This window comes from Actinoallomurus sp. CA-150999, assembly GCF_050942425.1.
Lineage (GTDB): Bacteria > Actinomycetota > Actinomycetes > Streptosporangiales > Streptosporangiaceae > Actinoallomurus.
This window is the reverse complement of the sequence record NZ_CP192063.1, coordinates 5,236,930-5,258,123: the sequence shown is the minus strand read 5'-3', so window position 1 is coordinate 5,258,123 and position 21,194 is coordinate 5,236,930. Positions and strand designations below refer to the sequence as shown.

General features: G+C 71.5%; 17 protein-coding genes. 4 read left to right on the top strand and 13 right to left on the bottom strand.

Annotated elements, in window-relative coordinates; translation table 11 throughout:
• Positions 1-165 precede the first annotated feature (165 nt).
• Positions 166-6,696 (top strand): RHS repeat-associated core domain-containing protein, encoded by a 6,531-nt coding sequence (locus tag ACQP2O_RS24630; RefSeq protein WP_433189552.1) that lies wholly within the window; start codon positions 166-168, stop codon positions 6,694-6,696.
• Positions 6,697-6,957: 261 nt separating this feature from the next.
• Here ACQP2O_RS24630 and ACQP2O_RS24625 read toward each other — a convergent pair whose 3' ends face one another.
• Entirely contained in the window at positions 6,958-8,460 is a 1,503-nt protein-coding gene (locus tag ACQP2O_RS24625) for a PLP-dependent aminotransferase family protein (protein ID WP_433189549.1), read from the bottom strand.
• A gap of 23 nt (positions 8,461-8,483) precedes the next feature.
• Here ACQP2O_RS24625 and ACQP2O_RS24620 point away from each other — a divergent pair, with 23 nt between their 5' ends.
• Both ACQP2O_RS24620 and ACQP2O_RS24615 read left to right on the top strand, forming a co-directional pair.
• Positions 8,484-10,088: a DUF885 family protein gene (locus tag ACQP2O_RS24620; RefSeq protein WP_433189546.1), complete on the top strand. Its 1,605-nt coding sequence runs from the start codon at positions 8,484-8,486 to the stop codon at positions 10,086-10,088.
• Positions 10,085-10,708 carry a LysE family translocator gene (locus ACQP2O_RS24615; protein ID WP_433189543.1) on the top strand — a complete coding sequence of 208 codons (624 nt, stop codon included), beginning with the start codon at positions 10,085-10,087 and terminating at the stop codon, positions 10,706-10,708. The genes ACQP2O_RS24620 and ACQP2O_RS24615 overlap by 4 nt, the downstream gene beginning before the upstream one ends.
• 162 nt (positions 10,709-10,870) lie before the next feature.
• On the opposite strand, the gene ACQP2O_RS24610 is transcribed toward ACQP2O_RS24615, so the two are convergent.
• The 12 genes from ACQP2O_RS24610 to ACQP2O_RS24555 form a co-directional block, all read right to left on the bottom strand.
• Complete coding sequence (locus tag ACQP2O_RS24610; protein ID WP_433189540.1) at positions 10,871-11,218, bottom strand: gas vesicle protein K; 348 nt, start codon at positions 11,216-11,218, stop codon at positions 10,871-10,873.
• Positions 11,215-11,439 (bottom strand): gas vesicle protein, encoded by a 225-nt coding sequence (locus ACQP2O_RS24605; RefSeq protein WP_433189537.1) that lies wholly within the window; start codon positions 11,437-11,439, stop codon positions 11,215-11,217. The genes ACQP2O_RS24610 and ACQP2O_RS24605 overlap by 4 nt, the downstream gene beginning before the upstream one ends.
• An 86-nt stretch (positions 11,440-11,525) precedes the next feature.
• Positions 11,526-12,317 (bottom strand): GvpL/GvpF family gas vesicle protein, encoded by a 792-nt coding sequence (locus ACQP2O_RS24600; RefSeq protein WP_433189534.1) that lies wholly within the window; start codon positions 12,315-12,317, stop codon positions 11,526-11,528.
• Positions 12,310-12,789 carry a gas vesicle protein gene (locus tag ACQP2O_RS24595; RefSeq protein WP_433189531.1) on the bottom strand — a complete coding sequence of 160 codons (480 nt, stop codon included), beginning with the start codon at positions 12,787-12,789 and terminating at the stop codon, positions 12,310-12,312. Before ACQP2O_RS24595 ends, ACQP2O_RS24600 begins: the two co-directional genes overlap by 8 nt.
• Complete coding sequence (gene gvpO, locus ACQP2O_RS24590) at positions 12,786-13,193, bottom strand: gas vesicle protein GvpO (protein WP_433189529.1); 408 nt, start codon at positions 13,191-13,193, stop codon at positions 12,786-12,788. The genes ACQP2O_RS24595 and gvpO overlap by 4 nt, the downstream gene beginning before the upstream one ends.
• A 34-nt stretch (positions 13,194-13,227) precedes the next feature.
• On the bottom strand, positions 13,228-13,470 hold the full coding sequence (locus ACQP2O_RS24585) for a gas vesicle protein GvpG (protein ID WP_433189525.1): 243 nt from the start codon (positions 13,468-13,470) through the stop codon (positions 13,228-13,230).
• Positions 13,471-13,474: 4 nt separating this feature from the next.
• Positions 13,475-14,260 (bottom strand): GvpL/GvpF family gas vesicle protein, encoded by a 786-nt coding sequence (locus ACQP2O_RS24580; protein WP_433189522.1) that lies wholly within the window; start codon positions 14,258-14,260, stop codon positions 13,475-13,477.
• A 1-nt stretch (position 14,261) separates the two neighbouring features.
• Positions 14,262-14,660, bottom strand: coding sequence for a gas vesicle protein GvpJ (gene gvpJ, locus ACQP2O_RS24575; RefSeq protein ID WP_433189520.1), 399 nt, complete (start codon positions 14,658-14,660; stop codon positions 14,262-14,264).
• Positions 14,661-14,683: 23 nt separating this feature from the next.
• Positions 14,684-15,871: an SRPBCC family protein gene (locus ACQP2O_RS24570; protein ID WP_433189517.1), complete on the bottom strand. Its 1,188-nt coding sequence runs from the start codon at positions 15,869-15,871 to the stop codon at positions 14,684-14,686.
• A 5-nt stretch (positions 15,872-15,876) separates the two neighbouring features.
• Complete coding sequence (locus tag ACQP2O_RS24565; protein ID WP_433189514.1) at positions 15,877-16,503, bottom strand: hypothetical protein; 627 nt, start codon at positions 16,501-16,503, stop codon at positions 15,877-15,879.
• Between the two features lie 203 nt (positions 16,504-16,706).
• Positions 16,707-18,980 carry an FdhF/YdeP family oxidoreductase gene (locus ACQP2O_RS24560; protein ID WP_433189511.1) on the bottom strand — a complete coding sequence of 758 codons (2,274 nt, stop codon included), beginning with the start codon at positions 18,978-18,980 and terminating at the stop codon, positions 16,707-16,709.
• Positions 18,981-19,018: 38 nt separating this feature from the next.
• A complete protein-coding gene (locus ACQP2O_RS24555; protein ID WP_433189508.1) occupies positions 19,019-20,230 on the bottom strand; it encodes a cytochrome P450 family protein in 1,212 nt (403 codons plus the stop codon).
• 243 nt (positions 20,231-20,473) lie between these two features.
• Between ACQP2O_RS24555 and ACQP2O_RS24550 the strand changes: the two genes are divergently transcribed.
• Positions 20,474-21,163: a cytidylate kinase family protein gene (locus tag ACQP2O_RS24550; RefSeq protein ID WP_433189505.1), complete on the top strand. Its 690-nt coding sequence runs from the start codon at positions 20,474-20,476 to the stop codon at positions 21,161-21,163.
• Positions 21,164-21,194 lie beyond the last annotated feature (31 nt).

Sequence of the window (21,194 nt, the reverse complement as noted above, 5' to 3'; positions counted from 1 at the left end):
GCCGAGATCTCCTACACCACCGTGAGACATTACCAAGGCGTGGCAATCCTCCGCACCACCGCGACTCGCTGACCTGGCTTTTTAAGGCCGTCCTGAACTGTGCTGCGGATCTCGGGCGCGGCGGGGTTTCCTATTCGGTCGGGGCATCTCGGGCGAGGAGGGACCGTGTCGACGGGGCAGGTACTGCGCACCACACGACGAACGACCAGGTGGGCGATCCCGGGGGTGGTCGCCACGTTCGCGGTGGCGCTGCTGCCCTCGGCGCCGGTGAGCGCGCGGCCCGCATCGACGGAACCGGCCGGCACGGCCGGGCCGGTGCGGTACGCGCACGACGCGGCCGGGCGGCTGACCGGCGTCAGCGCCGAGCATGGGGACACGGCGCGGTACGACTACGACGCCTCCGGGAACCTCACTGCGATCAACCGGTACCCGACATCGAAGACGTCCGTGCTCAGCGTCGTTCCGGAGCGGGCCGCACCGGGCACGCGCGTGGTGATCACCGGGACCGGGTTCGCGGCCGCACCCGGGCAGAACACCGTCACGTTCGGCAGCAGGCGCGCCGCCGTGACCAGCGCGTCCGTGTCGAGTCTCACCGTGACGGTGCCGAAGGGGGCACACGATGGCACGGTCACGGTACGGGCGCACGGCGCCACCGCGACCGCGCACGATCGGTTCACCGTCACCGCCGCCCAGCCACGCCCGAGCGTCACGAAGCTGTCTCGTACCGTAGGCGACCGGGGCGACACGGTCACGATCACCGGCAGCGGGTTCGCCGATGTGGCGCACGATGTCGTCACATTCGGCCGCACTCGCGCCCGCGTCACCTCCGCCACGTCCCGCACCCTCCGGGTCACGGTGCCCGACGCGGCAGGCGCGGGCCCGGTCTCCGTGCAGACGCCGGGCGGGACGGCCGCCAGTGTGCAGGCGTTCTTCCCGGTGCCACGCACGATCTTTCCCAAGCCCGGCGCGTACACGGCCGCGGACGTCCAGTCCACCGGGACGATCGCGGTCGACGGCGCGAGCAAGCGGGTGAACATCGACGTCGGCAAGATCGCGCTGCTGCGGTTCCACGCCGTGCGTGGGCAGAAGCTCGACCTCGGCATCACCCATTCGACGATCAAGACACAGCTGTGGGCGCCGGCGTACGACCCGTATGGTGCGGGCTTCGGCCGTGAGCAGTACGACCGCCCGCCCGGCTACATGTACACACGCGAGGACGGCAAGCCGGCGTTCGTCGAGGACTTCGTACCGCCGGGCTGGTTCGTCGGCGACGCCGGGTACCCGTTCCCGCAGACCGTGCCGGTCACCGGTGACTACCTGCTGGTGCTGGATCCCGACGGCGCCGGGCATGGCTCGGCCACGGTCACGCTGTCGACCCGCGCCACCGGCACGGTCGACGTCGGCGGTGCCGCGACCGTACGGGCGCTGCGCCCCGGCCAGTTCACCGAGCTGACGTTCTCCGCCACGAAGAATCAGCCGCTATCGGTCGGCTACTCCGACCCGGCCGGCGGCAAGGACTTCGGTGTCTTCACCCGGGTGACCGGGCCTTACGGGGAGAACGTGCGCGACCGCGTGCTGCTGCCGGCGAGCAGCGGCGGCATCCCGTTCATCCCGCATGCGACCGGAACGCACCGGCTGATCGTCGGCCCGTACCGTGGCGAGACCAGTTCGGTCAGGGTGCGCGTCGCCCGTATCACGCAGGTCAGCACGCTGACCGTCGGCGGCGGCACCAAGGTCACCGCGGACAAGCCGGGCGAAAGCGCGCTCCTGCAGTTCACCGGCTCGCCGGGCGACACCCTGACGCTGCACGTCGCCGGCAGCACGTTCGCCCGTCACCCGGCGCTCACCGTGTACGTGCCGTGGGGCGTATCGTTCACCGGCGGCGACGGCGACCAGCTCGTGCTGCCCGCGCTGCCGCAGCCGATCCCCGGCTACGAGAAGCTGCCGTACGACGTGGTCGTCGACCCGCGCGGCACCACCGGCTCGGCGACCGTCACATTGACCCGTAGCGCCGCCGGGGCGAAACCGGAAAGCGCCCCCGATACCAGTGCCCAGACGAACGGCGCCGGTACGAACGCGGCGTCGCGCGCGGGTGCCGCTCGGGCGGGCGGCGCACCGAGAACGCAGGAGTGGCGGCCCGCCAAGGCGAGCCTGAGCGGCGGACCGTGGACGACCGGCTGGGGCCGCGCGCCGCTCGACACGCCCGTCGGTTTGCAGGTGGCGCGGGGCGTGACCGCGGTGTCCGGGCGGGCGCTCACGCTGAACGGCGACCCGCTGCCCGACGTGACCGTCAGCGTCGGCGACGCACGCACCATGACCGGCGCCGACGGCGCCTTCCTGCTGCGCGGCGTCCCCGCCGGCCGTCAGGTTCTGCACATCGACGGCAGCAGCGCGAACCGGAAGGGCCGGTCGTACGGGCTGTTCGACGAGGCGGTGGACCTCGCCCCCGGCACGACGACGCGGCTGCCACAGACGATCTGGATGCCGCTGCTCGACACCGCCCACGAACAGCGGATCGGCTCGCCGACGGGCAAGGAGACGGTGCTGCGCACGCCGCGCATCCCGGGCCTCGAGGTGCACATCCCGAAGGGCACGGTGATCCGGGACTCCTCCGGCAAGATCGTTCACAAGGTGGGGATCACCGCGATCCCGGTGGACCGCACGCCGTTCCCGCTGCCGAAGAACAGCCCGGTGCCGATCTACTACACGATCCAGCCGGGTGGGGCGTACCTGTTCCCCTCGGGCGCGCGCATCGTCTACCCGAACTACTGGCATCTGTGGCCGGGCACCCGTGTGCCGTTCACCCAGTACGACCCGAAGGGCCGCGGCTGGTACGTCTACGGCCACGGCACGGTGACTCCCGACGGGACGCAGGTCGTTCCCGACAAGGGCGTGCGCGTGTACCAGTTCACCGGCGCGATGATCCTGCCGCCCGGCGGCACCAGCGCACCGCCCGGCGGCCCACCGCAGGCGCCGAACCCGGCCGGCGACGGCGATCCGGTCGACCTGGCCACCGGCCTGCTCATCGACCAGCACACCGACCTATCGCTGCCGGACACGCAGCCGATCGCGGTGCACCGCACGTACCGGCAGGATGACGCGACCGTCCACGCGTTCGGCGCGGGAGGCAACTTCGACGAGGGCCTGTACCTGTGGGCCACCGGTTTCGACACGCAATACAACACCGCGTACCTGATCCGCCCCGACGGCGGCCGGGTCCGGTTCGACCTGATCACCACGCAGGCACCGCCCGACGTCGGGCTCGACCAGTTCGAGACCGTCGTATACCGCGCCGCGCCCGGCTCCGGAGAGTTCCAGAACGCCACCATGGCGTGGAACGGCAACGGCTGGACACTGCGCGAGGCCAACGGCACCGAGCTGGTCTTCAACGACGAGGGCCCGCTGCGCGCGATCCGCGATCCGTACGGCAACACCACGACCATCACCCGTGACCCCGCGAAGATCGACACCGACGGCAACCGCCGCGAGCGGGGCGCGATAGCGCAGGTCACTTCCCCGAACGGCAAGTGGCTCGCCTACACCCACGAGAACGTCGGTGGCGACCCCGACAAGTGGCGGTTCACGAAGGCGACCGACAACACCGGCCGTACCGTTCACTACACCTACAACACCGGCGGCCTGCTCATGTCGGTGACGAACCCGCGCGGCGGCGTCAGCAAGTACGCCTACGACGCCAAGGGCCGGATGACCTCGATCACCGACCCTCGCGGCACGACGTACCTGCGCAACACCTACGACAGCGCGGGCCGGGTGACCGAGCAGAAAGCCGCCGACGGCGGCACGTACACCTTCGCGTACACCACCGACGACAAGGGCAACGTCACCGCCACCCGCGTCACCGACCCGCGCGGCCACGTCCGCCGCGTCACGTTCAACGCCGACGGCGCCGTGACCAGCGACACCTCCGCGTACGGCACCGACCAGGCGCAAACCGTCAAGCTGACCCTGGACCCGACGACCGACCGCCCGACCACCATCACCGACCCGCTCGGCCGGCGCACCGACCTGGCGTACGACGCCGACGGCGACGTCACCAAGATCACCCGCCTGGCCGGCACGGCCAACGCCCGCGCGACCACCTTCACGTACGGACCGTACGACCAGCCCACATCCATGACCGACCCGGCCGCGCACACGACGCGGTTCACGTACGGGACGCAGGGCGATCTACGCGCCATGCGGGACGCATCCGGCCGGACGACCCGCTTCACCGCGAACGCGGCCGGCCAGGTCACCTCCGTCACCGACGGACTCGGGCACACGACACGGGTGGCGTACACCATGGGTGACCCGACGGCCATCACCGACCCACTGGGCCGCACCGCGCGGATGTTCACCGACGCGGCCGGGCGGGTGCTGTTCCAGACCGACCTCGCGGGCGCCACCACGACCAGCGCGTACGACGCGGCCGATCACCTGGTGGCGCTCACCGACCCGCTCGGCCACGCGACGTCGTTCGGCTACGACGGCAACGGCAACATCACGTTGTCGACCGACCCGCGCGGCTCCGTCACCCGCTACGCGTACGACCCGACGGACCGGCTCACGGCGCAGACCGATCCGCTGAAGCGGACGACGCGGTACGCCTACGACCGCGGCGGCGATCTGACCAAGTTGACGTCCGCGAGCGGCCGAGGCACCACGTACGCCTACGATGCGCTCGACCGCCTGGTCACGACGGCCTACAGCGGCGACGGCGGCACGGTCACACGCGGCTATGACGCCGGGGACCGGCTGATCAAGGCGAACGACTCCCGCACCGGGGCGATCACCTACGCCTACGACGGGCTTGACCGGATGACCCGGACCACGAGCGGCCAGGGCACGATCTCCTACGAGTACGACGCCGCGGACCAGCGGACCGGCATGACGGTCAGCGGCCAACCGAAGATCACCTACAGTCACGACCCCGCCGGAGACCTGACCGGAGTCGCTCAGGGTGACGACAAGGTCGGTCTGCGGTACGACGGCGCCGCCCGGCTCATCGCGGAATCACTGCCCGGCGGTGTTTCCCAGACGTACCGCTACGACAGCGCCGACCAGGTCACCGGCATCGACTACCGGCACGGCAACGGCAGCCTCGGCGCCCTGGCGTACGGATACGACGCCGGCGGCAGCGTCGCCGAGCTGAGCGGATCGTACGCGCGCACCACGGTCCCGCGCTCGGTGCAGGCAGGCTACGATGCGGCCGACCAGCTCACCCAGCAGGGCACTACCGGGTTCACCTATGACCGCGACGGCAACCTCACGCGCGCCGGCGCGACCTCGTACACGTGGGACGCGCGCGGCCTGCTCACCGGCCTGAAGGGCCAGGGGAGCACGGCCTCGTTCCGCTACGACGCGTTCGGCCGCCGCATCGGCAAAACCGTTGGCGATCAGGGCACGACGTACGTGTACGACGGCGTCAACCCGGTGCAGGAGCGGACCGGCGGACAGGCGTGGAATCTGCTGTCCGGCGGCATCGACCAGTATTACTCGCGGTCGGCCGCCGAAAAAGACTCCGGCTCGTCCGCCAAGCCCGAGGTGTACCGGCCGTCGGATACATACCTGACCGACGCGCTCGGCAGCACGGTCGCGCTCACCGACGACCAGGGCGCCGTGCAGTCGAGTTACACCTACGAACCGTTCGGCGCCACCACGGTCCGCGGCGACGACAACGGCAACCCGTTCCGCTTCACCGGCCGCGAGGACGATGAAACGGGCCTGTACTACTACCGCGCCCGCTACTACAGCCCGGCCGACGGGCGGTTCACCAGCGCCGATCCGCTGGGCATGGCGTCCGGTGACACCGACCTGTACACGTACGCGTTCGACGCCCCAACGGACCTCACCGACCCGATGGGCACCAAGCCGGACGACACCGATCTGTGCACGCCGAACAGCCTCACCGACGGCACAAAGATCCTGATGGCCGACGGTACGCGCAAGCCGATCAAGGAGGTGCGGGCCGGCGACAAGGTCCGCACCGTCGATCCAGCGACGGGCCGCACGACGGCACGCCGTGTCGACACGGTGATCACCGGCGAGGGCACCAAACGCCTGGTCACGATCACCGTCGCCACCGGACACGGAACCCGTTCCCTGACCGCGACGGACAACCACCCGTTCTGGGTCACGGACCTCGGCGCCTGGGTCGATGCGGCGCGGCTGCGGCCCGGCATGTGGCTCCAGACGGCGTCGGGTGCCCGTGTCCAGGTCAACGCAATCGACGTGCATACGGCGCGGCACGCCGAGGTCCGAAACCTCACGGTGTCCGGCACTCACACGTACTTCGCAGACGCCGGCGGCACCGACGTGCTCGTCCACAACCAGAACGAACTCCCGGAGGGCAGCCAGCCGCCCGATTACATCGGCCAACATGAGAACGCGTACGACCTGTTCAACCGCGCGGGACGGATCCCCCGGATCGTTGAGGCGATCAGAACGGGCAGGTTGGCGTACGACAGCGCTGGGAACTTCACGTCGCAACTCCCCGACACCGCGACCCCGTTCCCGAAGATCACTGCGACGGTGAAGCAACTGGTCCGGATCGGTTGGGGCCTGCGGGCGGCAGTAAAGACGTACAACTCACTGGCCGTCCAGGGGAAGCACGTGAACACGACGGGACGCGGCCGCCATGCGAAGGGCAATACGCCGACCGGGAGCCATCAGGAAGAGTGTGGCGAAACAGAGTAACGACGAGTGACGACATGATGTGCCGCCGGGACGTGCCGGCCGGGTCGCTCCTCGCCTGCCACGGCGACCTGCTGATCCAGGTGTGCGGGGCGAATCCGGGGACCGTACAGGGCGTGCCGGCGGGACTTGAGCAAGCGATCGGGGGCGGGGTACGGCGGCGGTAAGGGAGGTCGCGCAGATGGTGGCGGTGTTTGGTCACGGTTCACTCGACGGCTTCACCGAGGTTGTTGGGTCGGGCCGGGACGCCCTGCCGGGATTGCTCTACCACGATCCGTTGTATCCGGCAGTGCCGCGTGACGTGGAGTACTCGGCCCAGGCGGTTGTGAGGCGGTCGACCAGCGCGGCGGCTGTCGCAGGAGGGAAGGCGTAGGGAAGCCTGATGCAGTGGTCGTGGGCACCGGTGACATCCAGGGCAGCGCCCGGAACGACCTCCGCACCATGCCGGAGTGCTATCTGGGCGAAGACTTGGGCGTCCGTGGCGCCTGGCAGTTCGATCCACAGGACCGAGCCTCCGTCGGGGGGCTGCCAGCGCCATTGCGGAAGCCCACGGGACAGCAGCTCTCCCATGGTGGAGAGGCGTTGCTGCTGGAGTGCCTCGCGCTCGGGTGCGAGCCCGGGCAGCCGTGGCAGCAGTCTCGCCGCGAGGGCCTGGTCCAGCAGCGGGCTGCCGAGGTCGGCCAGGGCCTTGAGCCGGGCGGCGCGTTCGAGGATCTCCGCAGGGGCGCGGAGCCAGCCGATGCGCAGACCGCCCCAGACCGCCTTGGTCAGCGAACCGACGGTGAGCACCGGTGCGCCGGGCACCGCTCCGCCCCGGGCCGCCGGCGCTGCGGCGATCGGCGGTGGGGCCTGGCCTGGGACGAGGGCGGCCTCGTGGGCGCTGTCCTCCAGCGCGGCGACGCCGTGAGCGGCCGCGAGCTCGGCGACACGGTGGCGGCGTCCTGCCGACATCAGGACGCCGGTGGGGTTGTGGAAGGTCGGCATGACGTACAGCAGGGCGGGCCGGTGCTCGGCCAGCGCAGCCGCCAGCGCGTCGATGCGGACGCCGTCGGAGTCGGTGGCCACGCCGACGAGTCGGGCGCCGGCGGCGCGGAAGAGGTCGAGGCAGCCCGCCCAGCCGGGTGACTCGACCAGGACGGTGGACCCGCGGCCGACGAACAGCTGGGCCGTCAGCCCGATCGCCTGCGTCGCCCCGCTCGTCACCAGCACCTGGTCAGGCGTCGTCGGCAGCCCGCATGCGGTGTGGTGGGCGGCGATCGCGCTACGCAGCGCGGGCAGGCCGGCCGGGTGGTATCCCGCATCGCCGAGAAGGCTGGGCAGGTCCTCGTGCACCAGGTCGAGCAGCGCCGCGCGCAGGTCAGGCCCGCCGGGTTCGGCGGCCTGCCCCAGGGAGATCACGTTCTGTGGCCTGCCGAGGAGTCGCTGCACGATCGCGGTAGCGCGGCTGCCGCGCAGCCGTCCGTCGACCGGGGAGCGGGTGGCTCCAGCCGCCTGCGCGACCCGGGTACCGCTGCCGCGTCGGCTCTCCACCAACCCTGAGGCGCGCAGCGTGTCGTAGGCGGCGACCACGGTAGCCCGGCTGACGGCCAGCGCCTCGGCGAGCCGCCGTTCGGCCGGGAGCCGCTCGCCGGGCCGAAGGTCGCCGGTGCGGATTGTATGGCGGAGCGCCTCGGCGAGCCCTCGGTACCGGGGCCCCGGGGCGGACGTCCAGTCGCCGAGCAGCTCAAGCAGCACGGTCGGCTCGGACGTGTCGTCAATACGGTCCACTTCTCCCCCCATTGGCACGGGTGATGGCTCCGCGCAGGTCAGAGGCTAAGCGAGTAGGCATCAATAGTCCGCCGGCGAAGGGCCTTTCCGTGACCATCCCCGCTCCGCTCGACGCCCGGCTCAGGGCGATCTGCGACCTGAACGTCTTCGCCGCCCGGCAGGACGCCGGACGGCACGAGTACGACGGTGTCCTGCAGGATCTGTCCCCGGCCGGCGTCCGGCGCGGTCTCACCGCCCTCGGTGGGCCCGCCGGGACCGTACCGTACTCGGACGCCCACGACGAGGCGCACGCCGCCGCGGTGGAGGACGCGCTCCGCGTCCGCTTCGGCGAACTGGAGCTGCACCGGGTCAACCCGTTGTGGCACATCGAGAACCTAGATCTGTCCAGTTACGACCGCGAGTACGCGCCGGAACCCGAGCGCGCCGTCGCCCGCCTGGCCCACCTGCGTGGTTGGCCCGCCGCGGTGGACGCGGCCGTCACGGCCCTGGACCGGGCGCCCGCGCCACTGGCCGAGGCCACCTTGCCGCTCGCCCGCGGGCTGGCGTCCTTCGTCGATCCGCAACGCGGCCCGGTGCACGCCGACGCCCGCGTGGCCCTCAACCGGCTGCTCGGCCACATGGAGCAGGCCGCGGTCTCCGGTCCGCCGTCCGCGGCTCTAGGCGGGACCGGGCTCGCCCGTCTGCTGGGCTCGGCGGAGGCGTGCGAGGTGGACCTCGGCGAGTTGTCCGCCCGGGCGGACGCCGAGCGGGACCGGCTGCGGGCCCTGCGGGACGAGTCGCTGCGACGGGTCGGCCCGCACGCGGAGCCCGCGGACACCCTGCGGGCCCTGCAGGCCGACCACCCCGGCCCCGACCAGGTGCTCCCCGAGTTCGAGGAACTGGTGAAGGAGACGGTCGCCTGGGCCGCCGAGCACCGGCTCACACCCTACGACGACGTGGAGGTGCAGGTCCGGCCGATGCCGGACTCCCAGCGCCGGGCACTTGCCGGATTCTTCGGCGCGGCGCCCTACGAAGCCGACGCGCCGGGCCGCTTCTACATCTCACTGCCCGAGCCGTCCTGGAGCGAGGCGGAGACCGAGCAGTGGCTGTCGACCGGGTTCAACCGGACCGTGCTGCCCAACATGGCCGTCCACGAGGTCGCCCCCGGGCATGCCAGCCACTTCAGGGCGCTGCGCCGGGCCACCAGCGACGTGCGCCGTACGCTCCAGTCGGAGGTGTTCGTCGAGGGCTGGGCTCACTACTGCGAGGAACTGGCGCTGGAACAGGGCTTCCGCGGCGCCGACCCCCGGGTCGGTGTGGCCGTCGCCCTGGACGCGCTGCGGCGGGTGACCCGCTTCGCCTGCGCCATCGGCCTGCACACCGGGGCGATGACGGTGGCGGACGCGGCCCAACGCTTCGCCGAGGACGCCTCGCTCGCCGGGCCGGCCGCGGAACACGAGGCCCGTCGCGGCCTGTTCGACCCCACCTACGGGCGCTACACCTGGGGCAAGTTCGCGATCGTGGACCTGCGCCGACGCGCCAAGGAACGCTGGGGCAACAGCTTCACGCTGCCCCGCTTCCACAACGCGCTGCTCGATCTCGGCGCACCCCCGCTGGGGCTCCTCGACACCGCCCTGGATCGCGGATGACCTCACTGCCCGCGTTCGCAGCGGCATCGCTGCTGTTGATCCTCGTCCCCGGCCCGAATCTGCTCTACATCATCACCCGCAGCATGGTCGAGGGGCGCCGGGCGGGCATCGCCTCCGCACTGGGAGTGGAGACCGCCACCCTCGTCCATGTGGCGGCAGCCGCCTTCGGCCTGGCCGCGCTCGTATCCCGCTCCCCGGTGGCCTTCGCGGTTCTGCGGTACGCCGGCGCCGGGTACCTTGCCTGGTTGGGTGTGAGCGCCCTGACAAGCCATGGAAAGTCGGAAGGCCCCGCGACCGCACCCGCGCCCGGCGGTCGCGGACTACTCCGGGCCTACGGCTCCGGCGTACTCGTCAATGTCCTCAACCCGAAAGTCGCCCTGTTCTTCCTGGCATTCCTGCCACAGTTCCTGCCTACCGGGCTAGGGCCGGGCGCGACTCGGACCCGGATGCTCGAACTAGGCTCGGTCTTCCTGGTCATCGCCCTCGGCATGGACCTGTGCTACGCCCTCGCCGGCGCCGCGCTCAGCGGCCGACTCGCACAGAACAGGCATCGGCTGCGGTATCCGGCCGCAGCCGTCTACCTCTGCCTCGCACTCCTGACGGCTGCCGGAGTGCCCTGACCGGCGCTCCTGGTGATCGGTGCCGGAACCCGCACGTACGACGACCCGGAGGCCCCGGTCGGCAACGGCCGGGCGATCGCCATCACCGCCGCGCGAGGGGGCGAGCGTGGCCTGCGGGAGTGCCATGCGCCGCCCGCATGGCGGCGGACGGGATCACGGCGATCAGTCGCCGTCGGTGGGCAGGAGGGTGCCGAGCGGGCCGAGGTCGAGGTTGAGGTCGGACATCTTCAGGTCGAACCGGTCGCACAGCTCCTCCATGGCCTCCTCCAGGCGCATCAGCGTGACGCCGATCTCCTCGACCTGCTCGTCGGACAGGTCGCCCTGGTCGACGCGGCGGATGCACTGGCGTTCGACCAGTTGCCGTACGAGTTCGACGATGGTGAGGACCAGCTGGGCCAGGTCGCGCTGGACGGTCTCGGAGTCGGCCTCGATGCGCCGGCCACCGCGGCGAACCGGGGCGCCCGCCGGGTGGACGGCGTCCGGATCTCGGGCGTGGATGCGATCGTTCATGGTGCCGTCCTCCGGCGTTCGGGGTCTCGCGGGGCGATGACGTCGTCCCCGCCGACCGAGCCGATCAGCACCCGCAGCGAGATCCGGACGAGGTCGACGTCGGCGATGGACAGGACCAGGTCGCCGCTGATGACGACACCGCCGGCCAGCAGACGGTCGAGCAGGTCGACGAGCGCCACACGCTGTGCGGGGACGCCGCCCCGCGCGGACGAGCGATCCACGCCGCTCCGCGCGGCCGGCGAGTATCCGGTGGAGCGGTCTGCGCCGCTTCGTGCGGTCGGCGGGTACCCGGTGGATCGGTCGACCGTCACGCGGGCCCTCCCGCGCCGGGTTCGGAGATCGTGAAGGAGTACGGCGCCCACGGCCCGGTGAGTTGCACCTCCAGCTCCGGCTCGCGAAGGGCGGCGACCGTGGCGGCGAACTCATCGCCTCGATCGTCGTCGACGAGGTACGCGCCGTTCAGCACCATCCAGTCGTCGCGGCCGGACAGCTGCGGGTCCTGCGCCCGGTGGTGGCGGCGCGCCACCGCGATCTCGGCCAGGGCCGCGTCGATCCGCTCGGCGCGCGAGGCCGCCTTGCGCCACGCCTCCTCGCGCGTGTGCAGGTCCGTCCGGCGGCGCTTGAGGTACGCGGTGCCGGGCCGTCCGATGGCCTGCTCCGAAGGTCCGGGCGTCCGCACGTCGCCGGATGGGGTGTGCTGGGTGGTCGCGTACACCTTCACGCCCCACTCCCGGCGTCCGGTCACCCGGGCGAGCACGTCGGTGAACTCCTCGGCGCGTTCCCGCAGCAGACGGCGTATCTGGTCGTCGTCGCGGTAGACGGTCACGAGCCGGACGGGAGCGACCGGGCCCACCGCCGCGGCCGCCTCCACGACCTGGTGGTGGGCGCGGGCGGTGCCCTCCAGCCACGCCAGGTCCTCCAGGTTGCGCTTCAGGCCCTCCTCGCCGAACTGCTCGAGTGGCACCGTCCCGGCGTACGCGACGAGCCCCGCCTCCGTGATCGTCCGCACCGGCGCGCCGAGCAGCCCCGTCAGACCCGGCGGCGGGACCGCCCCAGTGTCCCGGGCGATGGCGTACAGGTACGTTCCGGACTCAGTCACGGCGGCGCTCCGGATCGGTACGGCGGCGCTCCGGGTCCGGGCGGCCGGACGACTCCTCGTACGGGGCCTCGACGGCCCGCCGCCCGCCCCGGCCCTCCTCCAGACCGGCGGCCCGCCGCTTCTCTCCCAGGCCGGCCCGCTGGCCGCCCCGGTCCTCTTCCAGGTCGGCGACCCGCTCCCGCAGCCGGCGGTTCTCCTCCTCCAGGCCGCGCCGGTCACCCGTCAGCCACGGGTCGTGCTCCCACCAGTCGATGCCCAGCTCCCGTGCGGTCTCCACCGACACGATCAGCAGCCGCAGCTTGATGGTCAGCAGCTCGATGTCGAGGAGGTTCACCTGGATGTCGCCGGCGATCACGATGCCCTTGTCCAGGACGCGCTCGAGGATGTCGCCGAGGTTGGCGGGCTCGCGTCCGCCGCCCTGCCCCGCACCGTACGGAGTGACGTAGCCGCCGCGCGGCTCGCCCGGGGTCATGACGCCTCACCGCGGCCGCGCGGGTACCGCTGGATCCGGCGGTACGACGTCAGGTCGCCGCCGTCGTCGATCTCGACCTCGTAGAGGGCGAGCGTGTCCGAGGAGGAGGGGACGCGGCGCGCCTCGAGCAGTTCCACGCCGGCCACCCAGCCGTCCTCCGCCGGGTGCACGGACGTCACGCTCTCCGCGTTCTTGCCGGTCAGCGTGGTGATCTCCCGTAGCGCGGCCTTCGCCGCCTCCGCCGCGGACAGCCGCGCGCCCGAGGTCGCGCGGCGACGCCTCGGCCGCGTCTCCGGCTCGTCCTCCTCGTAGGCGTCCTCGTACTCGGCCGCGTAGTCCTCGTCGGACTCGTCGAGCCGCCGCCCGCGCGCGCGTTCCGGCCGGTCTCTGCGGCTGGCGGACACGGTTTCTCCCTTCCGGCGGGACGGCCGGGACCCCTTACGGAGCGCCGGTGGTCCGACCGCCGATCAGACGGCCGAGGATCTCCTGCTGTGCCTCGGCCTCTTCCTCCTCCGAGATCAGGCCGGCCTGGCGTTGCCGCTCGAGCTCCTCGAGCCGGGCGCGGATCGCCATCGGGCTCGTGAGCTCCTGCTCGACCTGTTGCTGGATCACCTCGCCCAGCTTGACCACGCCTTTCACCGGGAGGACCGGCAACGTGAGGATCGACGAGATCAGCCCCACCGGATCACCCTCCCGGCCTCGGCGTGATGACGAAGTCGTACGGCGCCATCGGGCCGAGCAGGCGGAGGCTCACGCGGCCCTGCCACTCTCGGGCGAACTCCTCCACGGCCTTCTCGAACTGCTGCCGCTGCTCGGTCTCGACGAGGAATGCGGTCTGGACGGCGTCCTCGTGGTGCGTCGGCTCGCGCAGGACGGTCGCCACCGCGTGGCCCGACAGCGCCTGGACGGCCCGCTGGGTGTCGGCCTCGCGCTTGGAGGAGATCGCCTGGTTGATGACCTCGCCCAACCGGATCCGGGCGTCGCGCGTGAGCTCTTCGAGCCGGCCGTGGATCTCCTCGCGGAGGCGGGCGGCCTCGGGGACCTCGGCCAGGATCTCGCGGAGCACGGCACGCTCCTCGTAACGGCCCTTCAGAACGTACTCGACGCGCCCTTCCATCTCGTTCAACGCGGCCAGGAACTGGTCGTGGTTGGCGGCCAGCAGCTCGTCTTCGACGGCCTCGCGGCTCGTCAGCACCGCGCCGAAGCGCAGTGGCAGCACCGGGACCTCCACGGCCGCCTCGTCCAGCAGCCGCTGGTGCGTGGTGAGGTCCTCCGGCCGGCCGATCGGGGATCCGGTCCGGATCTCGCTCACGAGGGCGGCGATCCGCCCGTGGCGGACCAGGTCGACGTCGCCGTCCCGCAGGCCGCGCGCGTCGGGGCTCACCTCGACGTCTCCGGGCAGGATGCCGTACACGTAGCAGCCGACGGCGCGCTCCTCCTGCGCATCCGGGGCCTGCTCGGGTGCTGCCATCTCACTCCTCCCCTGTGCGGCGGCGCCGCCGTGCGGCCCGCTCGGCGTCATCGACGCCCACGAACTCACGGAACTTCTCGCCGACGCCCTCGATGGCGCCCCGGGTCTTGTGCTTGGCGCCGCCCTCCTGAATGTCCTTCATCAGTCCGGGGATCCCCTGCTCCTCGGTCCGGGTCAGGTCCAGGCGGCCGGCCGCCTCGGCGAACTGCAGGTAGGTCTCGACGCTGGCCACCACGATGCGCGCGTCGATGGCCAGCACCTCGATGCCGACCAGCGAAACCCGGACGTACGCGTCGATGACCAGGCCCTTGTCCAGGATCGTGTCGATGACGTCGGCCAGGCCGCCCGCCGAAGGCCGCCCCATGCCGCCCCCGCCCGCCGGCTCCACTGCCGTGGTCATGGTCCCCCCCAACGTGTCCTCGGTCAGCCTCGACGCTCGCGGCGTGCCCGGTCCGGCCGGTCCCCTCGCCCGCCGCTCACGGCCTCGCGGCGCCGGAACTCCTCGCCGGGCTCTTCGTCCTCGTAGTCGTACTCGTACTCGGCTTCCTCCTCCGCGTACCGTTCCTCGCGTCCGCGCCGCTCCGCGCGTTCCGGCTCTTCCTCGTCCGCGCCGTACTTCGCGCGCTCCGCGGGCCGGCCCTCCTGCTCCTCGTGCAGCGCGGTCTCGTGGTCCTTGACGACCTGACCGTCGTGGATCTCCCCGCGCCAGCCCTCGATCTCGTCCGGACGCAGGATCGCCTGGGTCATGGCGTGCCGCTGGAAGTGCTTGAACTCCAGGCGCGCACGGCGTCCCTGGGCGCGCCACAGGTTGCCGGTGTACTCGAAGAACCCCTTCGGGTGGTACTCCAGCACGAGCGCGATGCGGGTCAGGTCCGGCCCGATCTCGCTGAACACCACCGCGCCGTCCACGTAGCCCTTGGGGCCCTTGGACCGCCAGACGATCCGCCGGTCGGGGACCTGCTCGATGATGGTCGACTCCCAGTCGCGGTGCGACCAGAGGATATGGGCCTTCCAGCGGACCTTCTCGTCGGACTCCTGGTGGACGTCCTCCACCTTCTTGGTGAACGACGGGAAGTCCTCGAACCGGGTCCACTGGTCGTAGGCCAGCCGAACCGGCACGCCGACGTCGAGCGTCTCGACGATGTTGGTGACCTTGAGCTTCTTGCCCTTGCCGCCCTTGCCCCCGCGCGCCTTCTGCTCGAGCTTGGTCCTGGCGAACGCCTTCAGCGCGTTGAACCCGGGGGCGAGCCGGTCCTTCAGCGACTCACCTTCGCCTCCCCCGGTCAGGACGGACAGCAGCCGACCGCCGCCCCCCTTGGTCACCGCCGACACCAGACCGCCTCCGGCACCTCCCGTCAGCGCCGGCAGCAGGCCGCCCCCACCGTGCTCGGAGTAGTCGCCGAGCCGGTCCGCGGCGCCTTCGACCCGGCTGATGAGGCGGAGAAGGGCTCGCGTGGCCATGGCGGTGATCAGGCCCTGGACCTCATTGAGCAGCCGGTCGGTGTGCAGGCTCTTGAGCAGTTCGCCGCCGGGGAGGCGTTCGGTGGCCTCCTCCAGCGGTCGGGTCGCCGAGCGTGCCGCCTCCCTGGCCGAGCGCGTCGCCTCCGTCACGGGGCTCACCTCCGTGTCCGCCGGACGGGTGACCCGCCGAACCGGCCGGCCCGGCGTGGCCGCTCGCTCTCCTCGTCGACCTCGTCCCCGGCATCCGCACCGCGCCGGGCGGCCCGCGGCCGCTCGACGTCCTCATCCTCGTCGGCGGCTTCCGCCCTGGTCCCGCGCCGTGCGGCCCGTGGCCGCTCCTCGACGTCCTCCCGGGAGACGCGGGGCCGGCCGCGGCCGACGGGAGGCCGACGCTTCGGGCGTTCCGCACGCTCTTCGTCGTAGCCTTCGGCCTCGTAGGCCTCCTCGTCCTCCCGCGCGCCACCCGGCGTCCGCGGCTGGAGCAGAGAGTCGGTCCGCCGCTGGAGGCGGTCGCTCAGCGCGTCGATCTGGCTGCTCGCCGCCGTGACGGCGGCGGCCTTGCCGGCCTCGACGAGGCGTCCGCGAACGGTCTCGGTCAGGACCTTGACCTCGGGAGAGGCGCTGAGCAGCTTGGTGCCCTGCCTGACCAGGCCGGCCGGGTCCTTGGCGATACGGCCGGACGCCCCCGCCGCCGCGAGCGTCAACGCCAGCTTCATCTTGCGCCTGCGCCCCATCAGATAGCCGGCGCCGACGGCCAGGGCGATCCGCAGTCCGTCCTTCATGATCGTCCCCCTTAGCGCCGTCGCCAGGGCGGGTGACCGTGCCCCGCACCGCCCTGGACCGATCTCGAACTCGGCGATCCCCCGATGCCGGAAACGTCGAAATCAGGCGCATATACGATCAATTCGTCCGTCTAACACGCTTCGCCTTACCCCCAGGGTCGCCCCCAAAACACGCTGCGCAAGCGGCCGGACACGACCGTCCGTCACCCCGCCGGTTCGAGCCTGACGATCACGGACTTGGACGTCGGGGTGTTGCTGACGTCGGCCGTGCTGTCGAGGGGGACCAGGACGTTCGTCTCGGGGAAGTAGGCCGCCGCGCAGCCGCGCGCGGTCGGATACCCGATGACGCGGAAGGCGGGCGCCCGACGCTCCACACCGTCGGCCCACTCGCCGACCAGGTCGACGAGGGCGCCGTCGGCGATCCCGAGCGCCTCCAGGTCGGCCGGGTTGACGAACACCACGCGGCGTCCGGCCTTTACCCCCCGGTAGCGATCGTCCAGGCCGTAGACGGTCGTGTTGTACTGGTCGTGGCTCCGGATGGTCTGCAGCAGCAGGCGTCCCTCCGGCACCCGCAGCACCTCCAGGGGATTGACCGTGATCCGGGCCTTCCCCGAGGCGGTCGGGAAGCGCCGCTCGTCGCGCGGGGCGTGCGGCAGCGTGAACCCGCCCTCCCGCCGGACGCGGGCGTTGTAGTCGGTGAAGCCCGGGACGACCCGGGAGATGTGGTCCCGGATCCGGTCGTAGTCGTCCTCCAGCGCCGCCCAGTCGATCTCCGCGCCGGGCAGGGCGGCCCGGGCCAGTCGGCACACGATCGCGACCTCCGACAGCAGCTCCGGGGAGGCGGGCCGCAGCCGGCCGCGCGAGGCGTGCACCATTCCCATCGAGTCCTCGACCGACACGAACTGCGGGCCGCTCGCCCGTACGTCCAGCTCCGTACGGCCGAGCGTCGGCAGGATCAGCGCCTGCTCCCCCGCGACGGCGTGCGAGCGGTTGAGCTTGGTGGACACCTGGACGGTGAGCCGGCAGGTCCGCATCGCCGCCTCGGTCACCGCCGAGTCCGGGGCCGCCCGGACGAAGTTGCCGCCCATGCCGAAGAAGACCCCGATCCGGCCCTCCCGCATCGCGCGGATCGCCGCGACCGTGTCCACGCCGTGCTCGCGCGGCGGCTCGAACCCGAACTCGGCGCCCAGCGCGTCCAGGAACGCCGGCGCCGGCTTCTCGTAGATGCCCATCGTCCGGTCGCCCTGGACGTTCGAGTGCCCGCGCACCGGGCACACCCCCGCGCCGGGCCGGCCGACGTTGCCGCGCAGCAGCAGGAAGTTCACGACCTCGCGGATGGTCGGCACGGAGTTCTTGTGCTGGGTCAGCCCCATCGCCCAGCAGACGACGATCCGCTCGGCCTTCAGCACCTCGGCGAGCGTCTCGTCGATCTGTTCCCGCGACAGCCCGGTCGCCTCCAGGACCTGCGCCCAGTCGAGCGTGCGCAGGTGGGCGACCAGTTCGTCGAACCCGTCGGTGTGGGCGGCCAGGAAGTCGTGGTCGACGGCGTCCTTGTCCAGCAGCAGGCGGTTCAGGGCCTGGAACAGCGCCAGGTCGCCGTTGACCCGGATCTGCAGGAACAGGTCGGCCAGCGGCGTGCCCCGGCCCACCAACCCGGACGCCTTCTGCGGGTTCTTGAAGCGGATCAGCCCGGCCTCCGGCAGCGGGTTGACCGCCACGATCCGCGCCCCGGCCTTCTTGGCCCGTTCCAGCGCGGACAGCATGCGCGGGTGGTTGGTCCCCGGGTTCTGCCCGACCACGAAGATGAGGTCGGTGGTGTGCAGGTCCTCGAGCAGCACCGATCCCTTGCCGACGCCGAGCGTCTCGGTCAGCGCCGAACCCGACGACTCGTGGCACATGTTCGAGCAGTCCGGCAGGTTGTTCGTGCCGAACGCCCGGACGAAGAGCTGGTAGGCGAAGGCGGCCTCATTGGACGTACGGCCGGAGGTGTAGAAGACGGCCTCGTCCGGGGACGACAGCGCGTTCAGCTCGGTCGCCACCAGCGCGAACGCCTCGTCCCACGAGACCGGCTCGTAGTGGTCGCTCCCGGCCCGCTTCAGCATGGGCTCGGTGAGCCGGCCCTGCTTACCCAGCCAGTGGTCGCTCCGCTCCGCCAGCTCCGTCACCGGGTGGGCGGCGAAGAACTCCCGCGTCACCCGGCTGGTCGTGGCCTCCTCCGCGACGGCCTTGGCGCCGTTCTCGCAGAACTCCGCGACGTGCCGGTGGTCGCCCTCCGGCCAGGCGCAGCCGGGGCAGTCGAACCCGTCCTTCTGGTTCACGCGGAGCAGAGTGAGCGCCGTGCGGCGCGGCCCCATCTCCCGCAGCGCCTCGCCCAGGCCGGCGCGGACGCCGGGGAGACCGGCCGCGGCGCGCTCCGGCGGAGTGACCTCCATCCGCGTGTCGTCGGCATCGTCGGTAGCGGGCCTGCGCGATGACATCGCTGTTCTCCTGTTCCCGGGTTCGGCGCCCGTCCGCGTCAAGGATGACATCTCCCGGATCCGGACAGAATGACCGGGAGGGCGCGGAGCCCGCGGTTGCGGAAGGAGTCGCGCCACTCCAGATCCTTCTCGTCGACGGCGAGCGCGAGGTGCGGGAACCGGTCCAGCAGCGCGGCGATGCCCGCCTCGACCTCCGTGCGCGCCAGCGACGCGCCCAGGCAGTAGTGCGGGCCGTGCCCGAAGCCGAGGTGCGGATTGTCGGTGCGGCTCGGGTCGAGCCGCTCCGGATCGGGGAACCGGTCCGGGTCGTGGTGGGCGGACACCAGGGAGAGCATGACCGTCTCCCCCGCCGGGATCGTCACCCCGCCGATCTCCACGTCCGTCACCGGGAACCGCCGGATCGCGAGCTGTGGCGGCGGGTCGAACCGCAGCAACTCGTCCACCACGGCCGGCGTAAGCTCCGCGCGCGCCCTGGTCAGCGCCTCCGGGCGGGTCAACAGCGCGACGAGGCCGTTGCCCAGCAGGTGCATGGTGTTCTCGTAGCCGGCGAACAGGACCAGGAACGCCGCAGAGGTCAGCTCGTCCTCGCTGAGCCGGTCCTCCTCGTCGCGGAGCTGGATCAGCGCGCTGAGCAGATCCTCACCCGGCGTCGCCCGCTTGGCCGCGATGAGGCCGAGGATGAAGCGGTACAACGAGCCCAGCGAGTCGCGCGCCTGCTGCGGGCTCTCGGGCGCGAGCAGGCCATCGGTCCAGGACCGGAAGTCCGGCCGGTCCGCCGCGTCGACGCCGAGGAGCTCGCAGATCACGACGATCGGCAACGGCGCGCAGTACGCGGCGAGGAGGTCGACCTCGTCGCGTCCGTCGAGCGCGTCCAGCAGTTCCTCGGCGACGTCCCGTACGCGGGGCCGAAGCCGCTCGATCCGGCGCGGCGTGAACCCCTTCGCCACGATCCGGCGCAGCCGCGTGTGGGCCGGCGGGTCCATGTTCAGCAGGTTCGCGTCCAGGGCGGGCGGCAGCGAGAAGCCCTTGTACCCGCCGTTGGACCGGGCCTTGTCCAGCGACAGCCGCGGATCGGCCAGCGCCTTGCGTACGTCCTCGTACCGGGTGACCAGCCAGACCTCGGTTCCGTCCGGGGCCAGGGCACGATGCACCGGTCCCTGCTCGCGGAGGCGGGCGTACGTGGCGCGTGGATCCGTGACGAACTCGGAGTCGATCTTCATCGGCTGCACCGCCTTGAATGTACCGGGCACCGGACGCCTCCGCTCATCCACAACCTTCGTACGTCAGCGACCGGAAGTGGGCGCCGAACCGGCTACAAGCCGTATGGACAGACGAAGGCGACGGCCCCGTGATCGATATCCGCCCGATCGGCTGGAGCAAAAGCGGCTGACAGGAGCGACGACCGGCACAAGAGCATCAACTACACGTATCATCTCGATATATCGAGTCGATATATCTGGTGCAGTACGGTAGGCGAACGGACAAGGGGACAGATGATGCAACACGGCACCCGCGACGATCTCCTCGGCCGACTGGCCGCGGAGATCGGATCCGCCACGACCACGCACCCGCTAAGGGTTGCCATCGACGGGCCGCCCGGCGCGGGCAAGACCACGCTGGCCGACGAACTCGCCGTCGTCCTCCGCGCGCAGGGCCGCGAAGTCATCCGCGCAACGATCGATGACTTCCTGTTCCCCCGCGCCCAGCGCTATCGACGCGGCCAGTACTCGGCCGAAGGCTGCTACTTCGACGCCCACGACCACGACGCGATGCGCCGGGTGCTGCTCGACCCGCTGGGCCCGGACGGAGATCGAAGGTTCCAGACAGCGGTCTACCACCGGGAAACCGACACCACGCTGTCCCTCCCGATCACCACGGCCCCCGCGGACGCTGTGCTGCTCTTCGACGGTGTCTTCCTCCTGCGCCCAGAGCTGCTCGACCGGTGGGACCTGAGCATCTTCATGGCCGTCACGTTCGATCGGACGTTGGATCGCGCCCAGGCCCGAGGCACAGCACTGGCCGGACTCACCGCCGACGCAACCGAGATCGAGCGGTCCTGGCGCGACCGCTACATCCCCTCCCAACAGCTCTACTTCGCTCAGGACCGTCCGACCGACCACGCCGACATCATCGTGAACAACGATGAGCTCCAGCGGCCTGCATGGGAAGTCAGACCGCACTGACCGGTACCCAAAATCACTGGATCAGCCAGGC

Coding starts and splice junctions, on each gene's coding strand:
- ACQP2O_RS24595 (WP_433189531.1), bottom strand. CDS start 12,789: ATGACCCCGGGCGAGCCGCGCGGCGGCTACGTCACTCCGTACGGTGCG.
- ACQP2O_RS24620 (WP_433189546.1), top strand. CDS start 8,484: ATGGCTCCGCGCAGGTCAGAGGCTAAGCGAGTAGGCATCAATAGTCCG.
- ACQP2O_RS24615 (WP_433189543.1), top strand. CDS start 10,085: ATGACCTCACTGCCCGCGTTCGCAGCGGCATCGCTGCTGTTGATCCTC.
- ACQP2O_RS24610 (WP_433189540.1), bottom strand. CDS start 11,218: ATGAACGATCGCATCCACGCCCGAGATCCGGACGCCGTCCACCCGGCG.
- ACQP2O_RS24550 (WP_433189505.1), top strand. CDS start 20,474: ATGATGCAACACGGCACCCGCGACGATCTCCTCGGCCGACTGGCCGCG.
- ACQP2O_RS24565 (WP_433189514.1), bottom strand. CDS start 16,503: ATGAAGGACGGACTGCGGATCGCCCTGGCCGTCGGCGCCGGCTATCTG.
- ACQP2O_RS24560 (WP_433189511.1), bottom strand. CDS start 18,980: ATGTCATCGCGCAGGCCCGCTACCGACGATGCCGACGACACGCGGATG.
- ACQP2O_RS24580 (WP_433189522.1), bottom strand. CDS start 14,260: ATGGCAGCACCCGAGCAGGCCCCGGATGCGCAGGAGGAGCGCGCCGTC.
- gvpJ (WP_433189520.1), bottom strand. CDS start 14,660: ATGACCACGGCAGTGGAGCCGGCGGGCGGGGGCGGCATGGGGCGGCCT.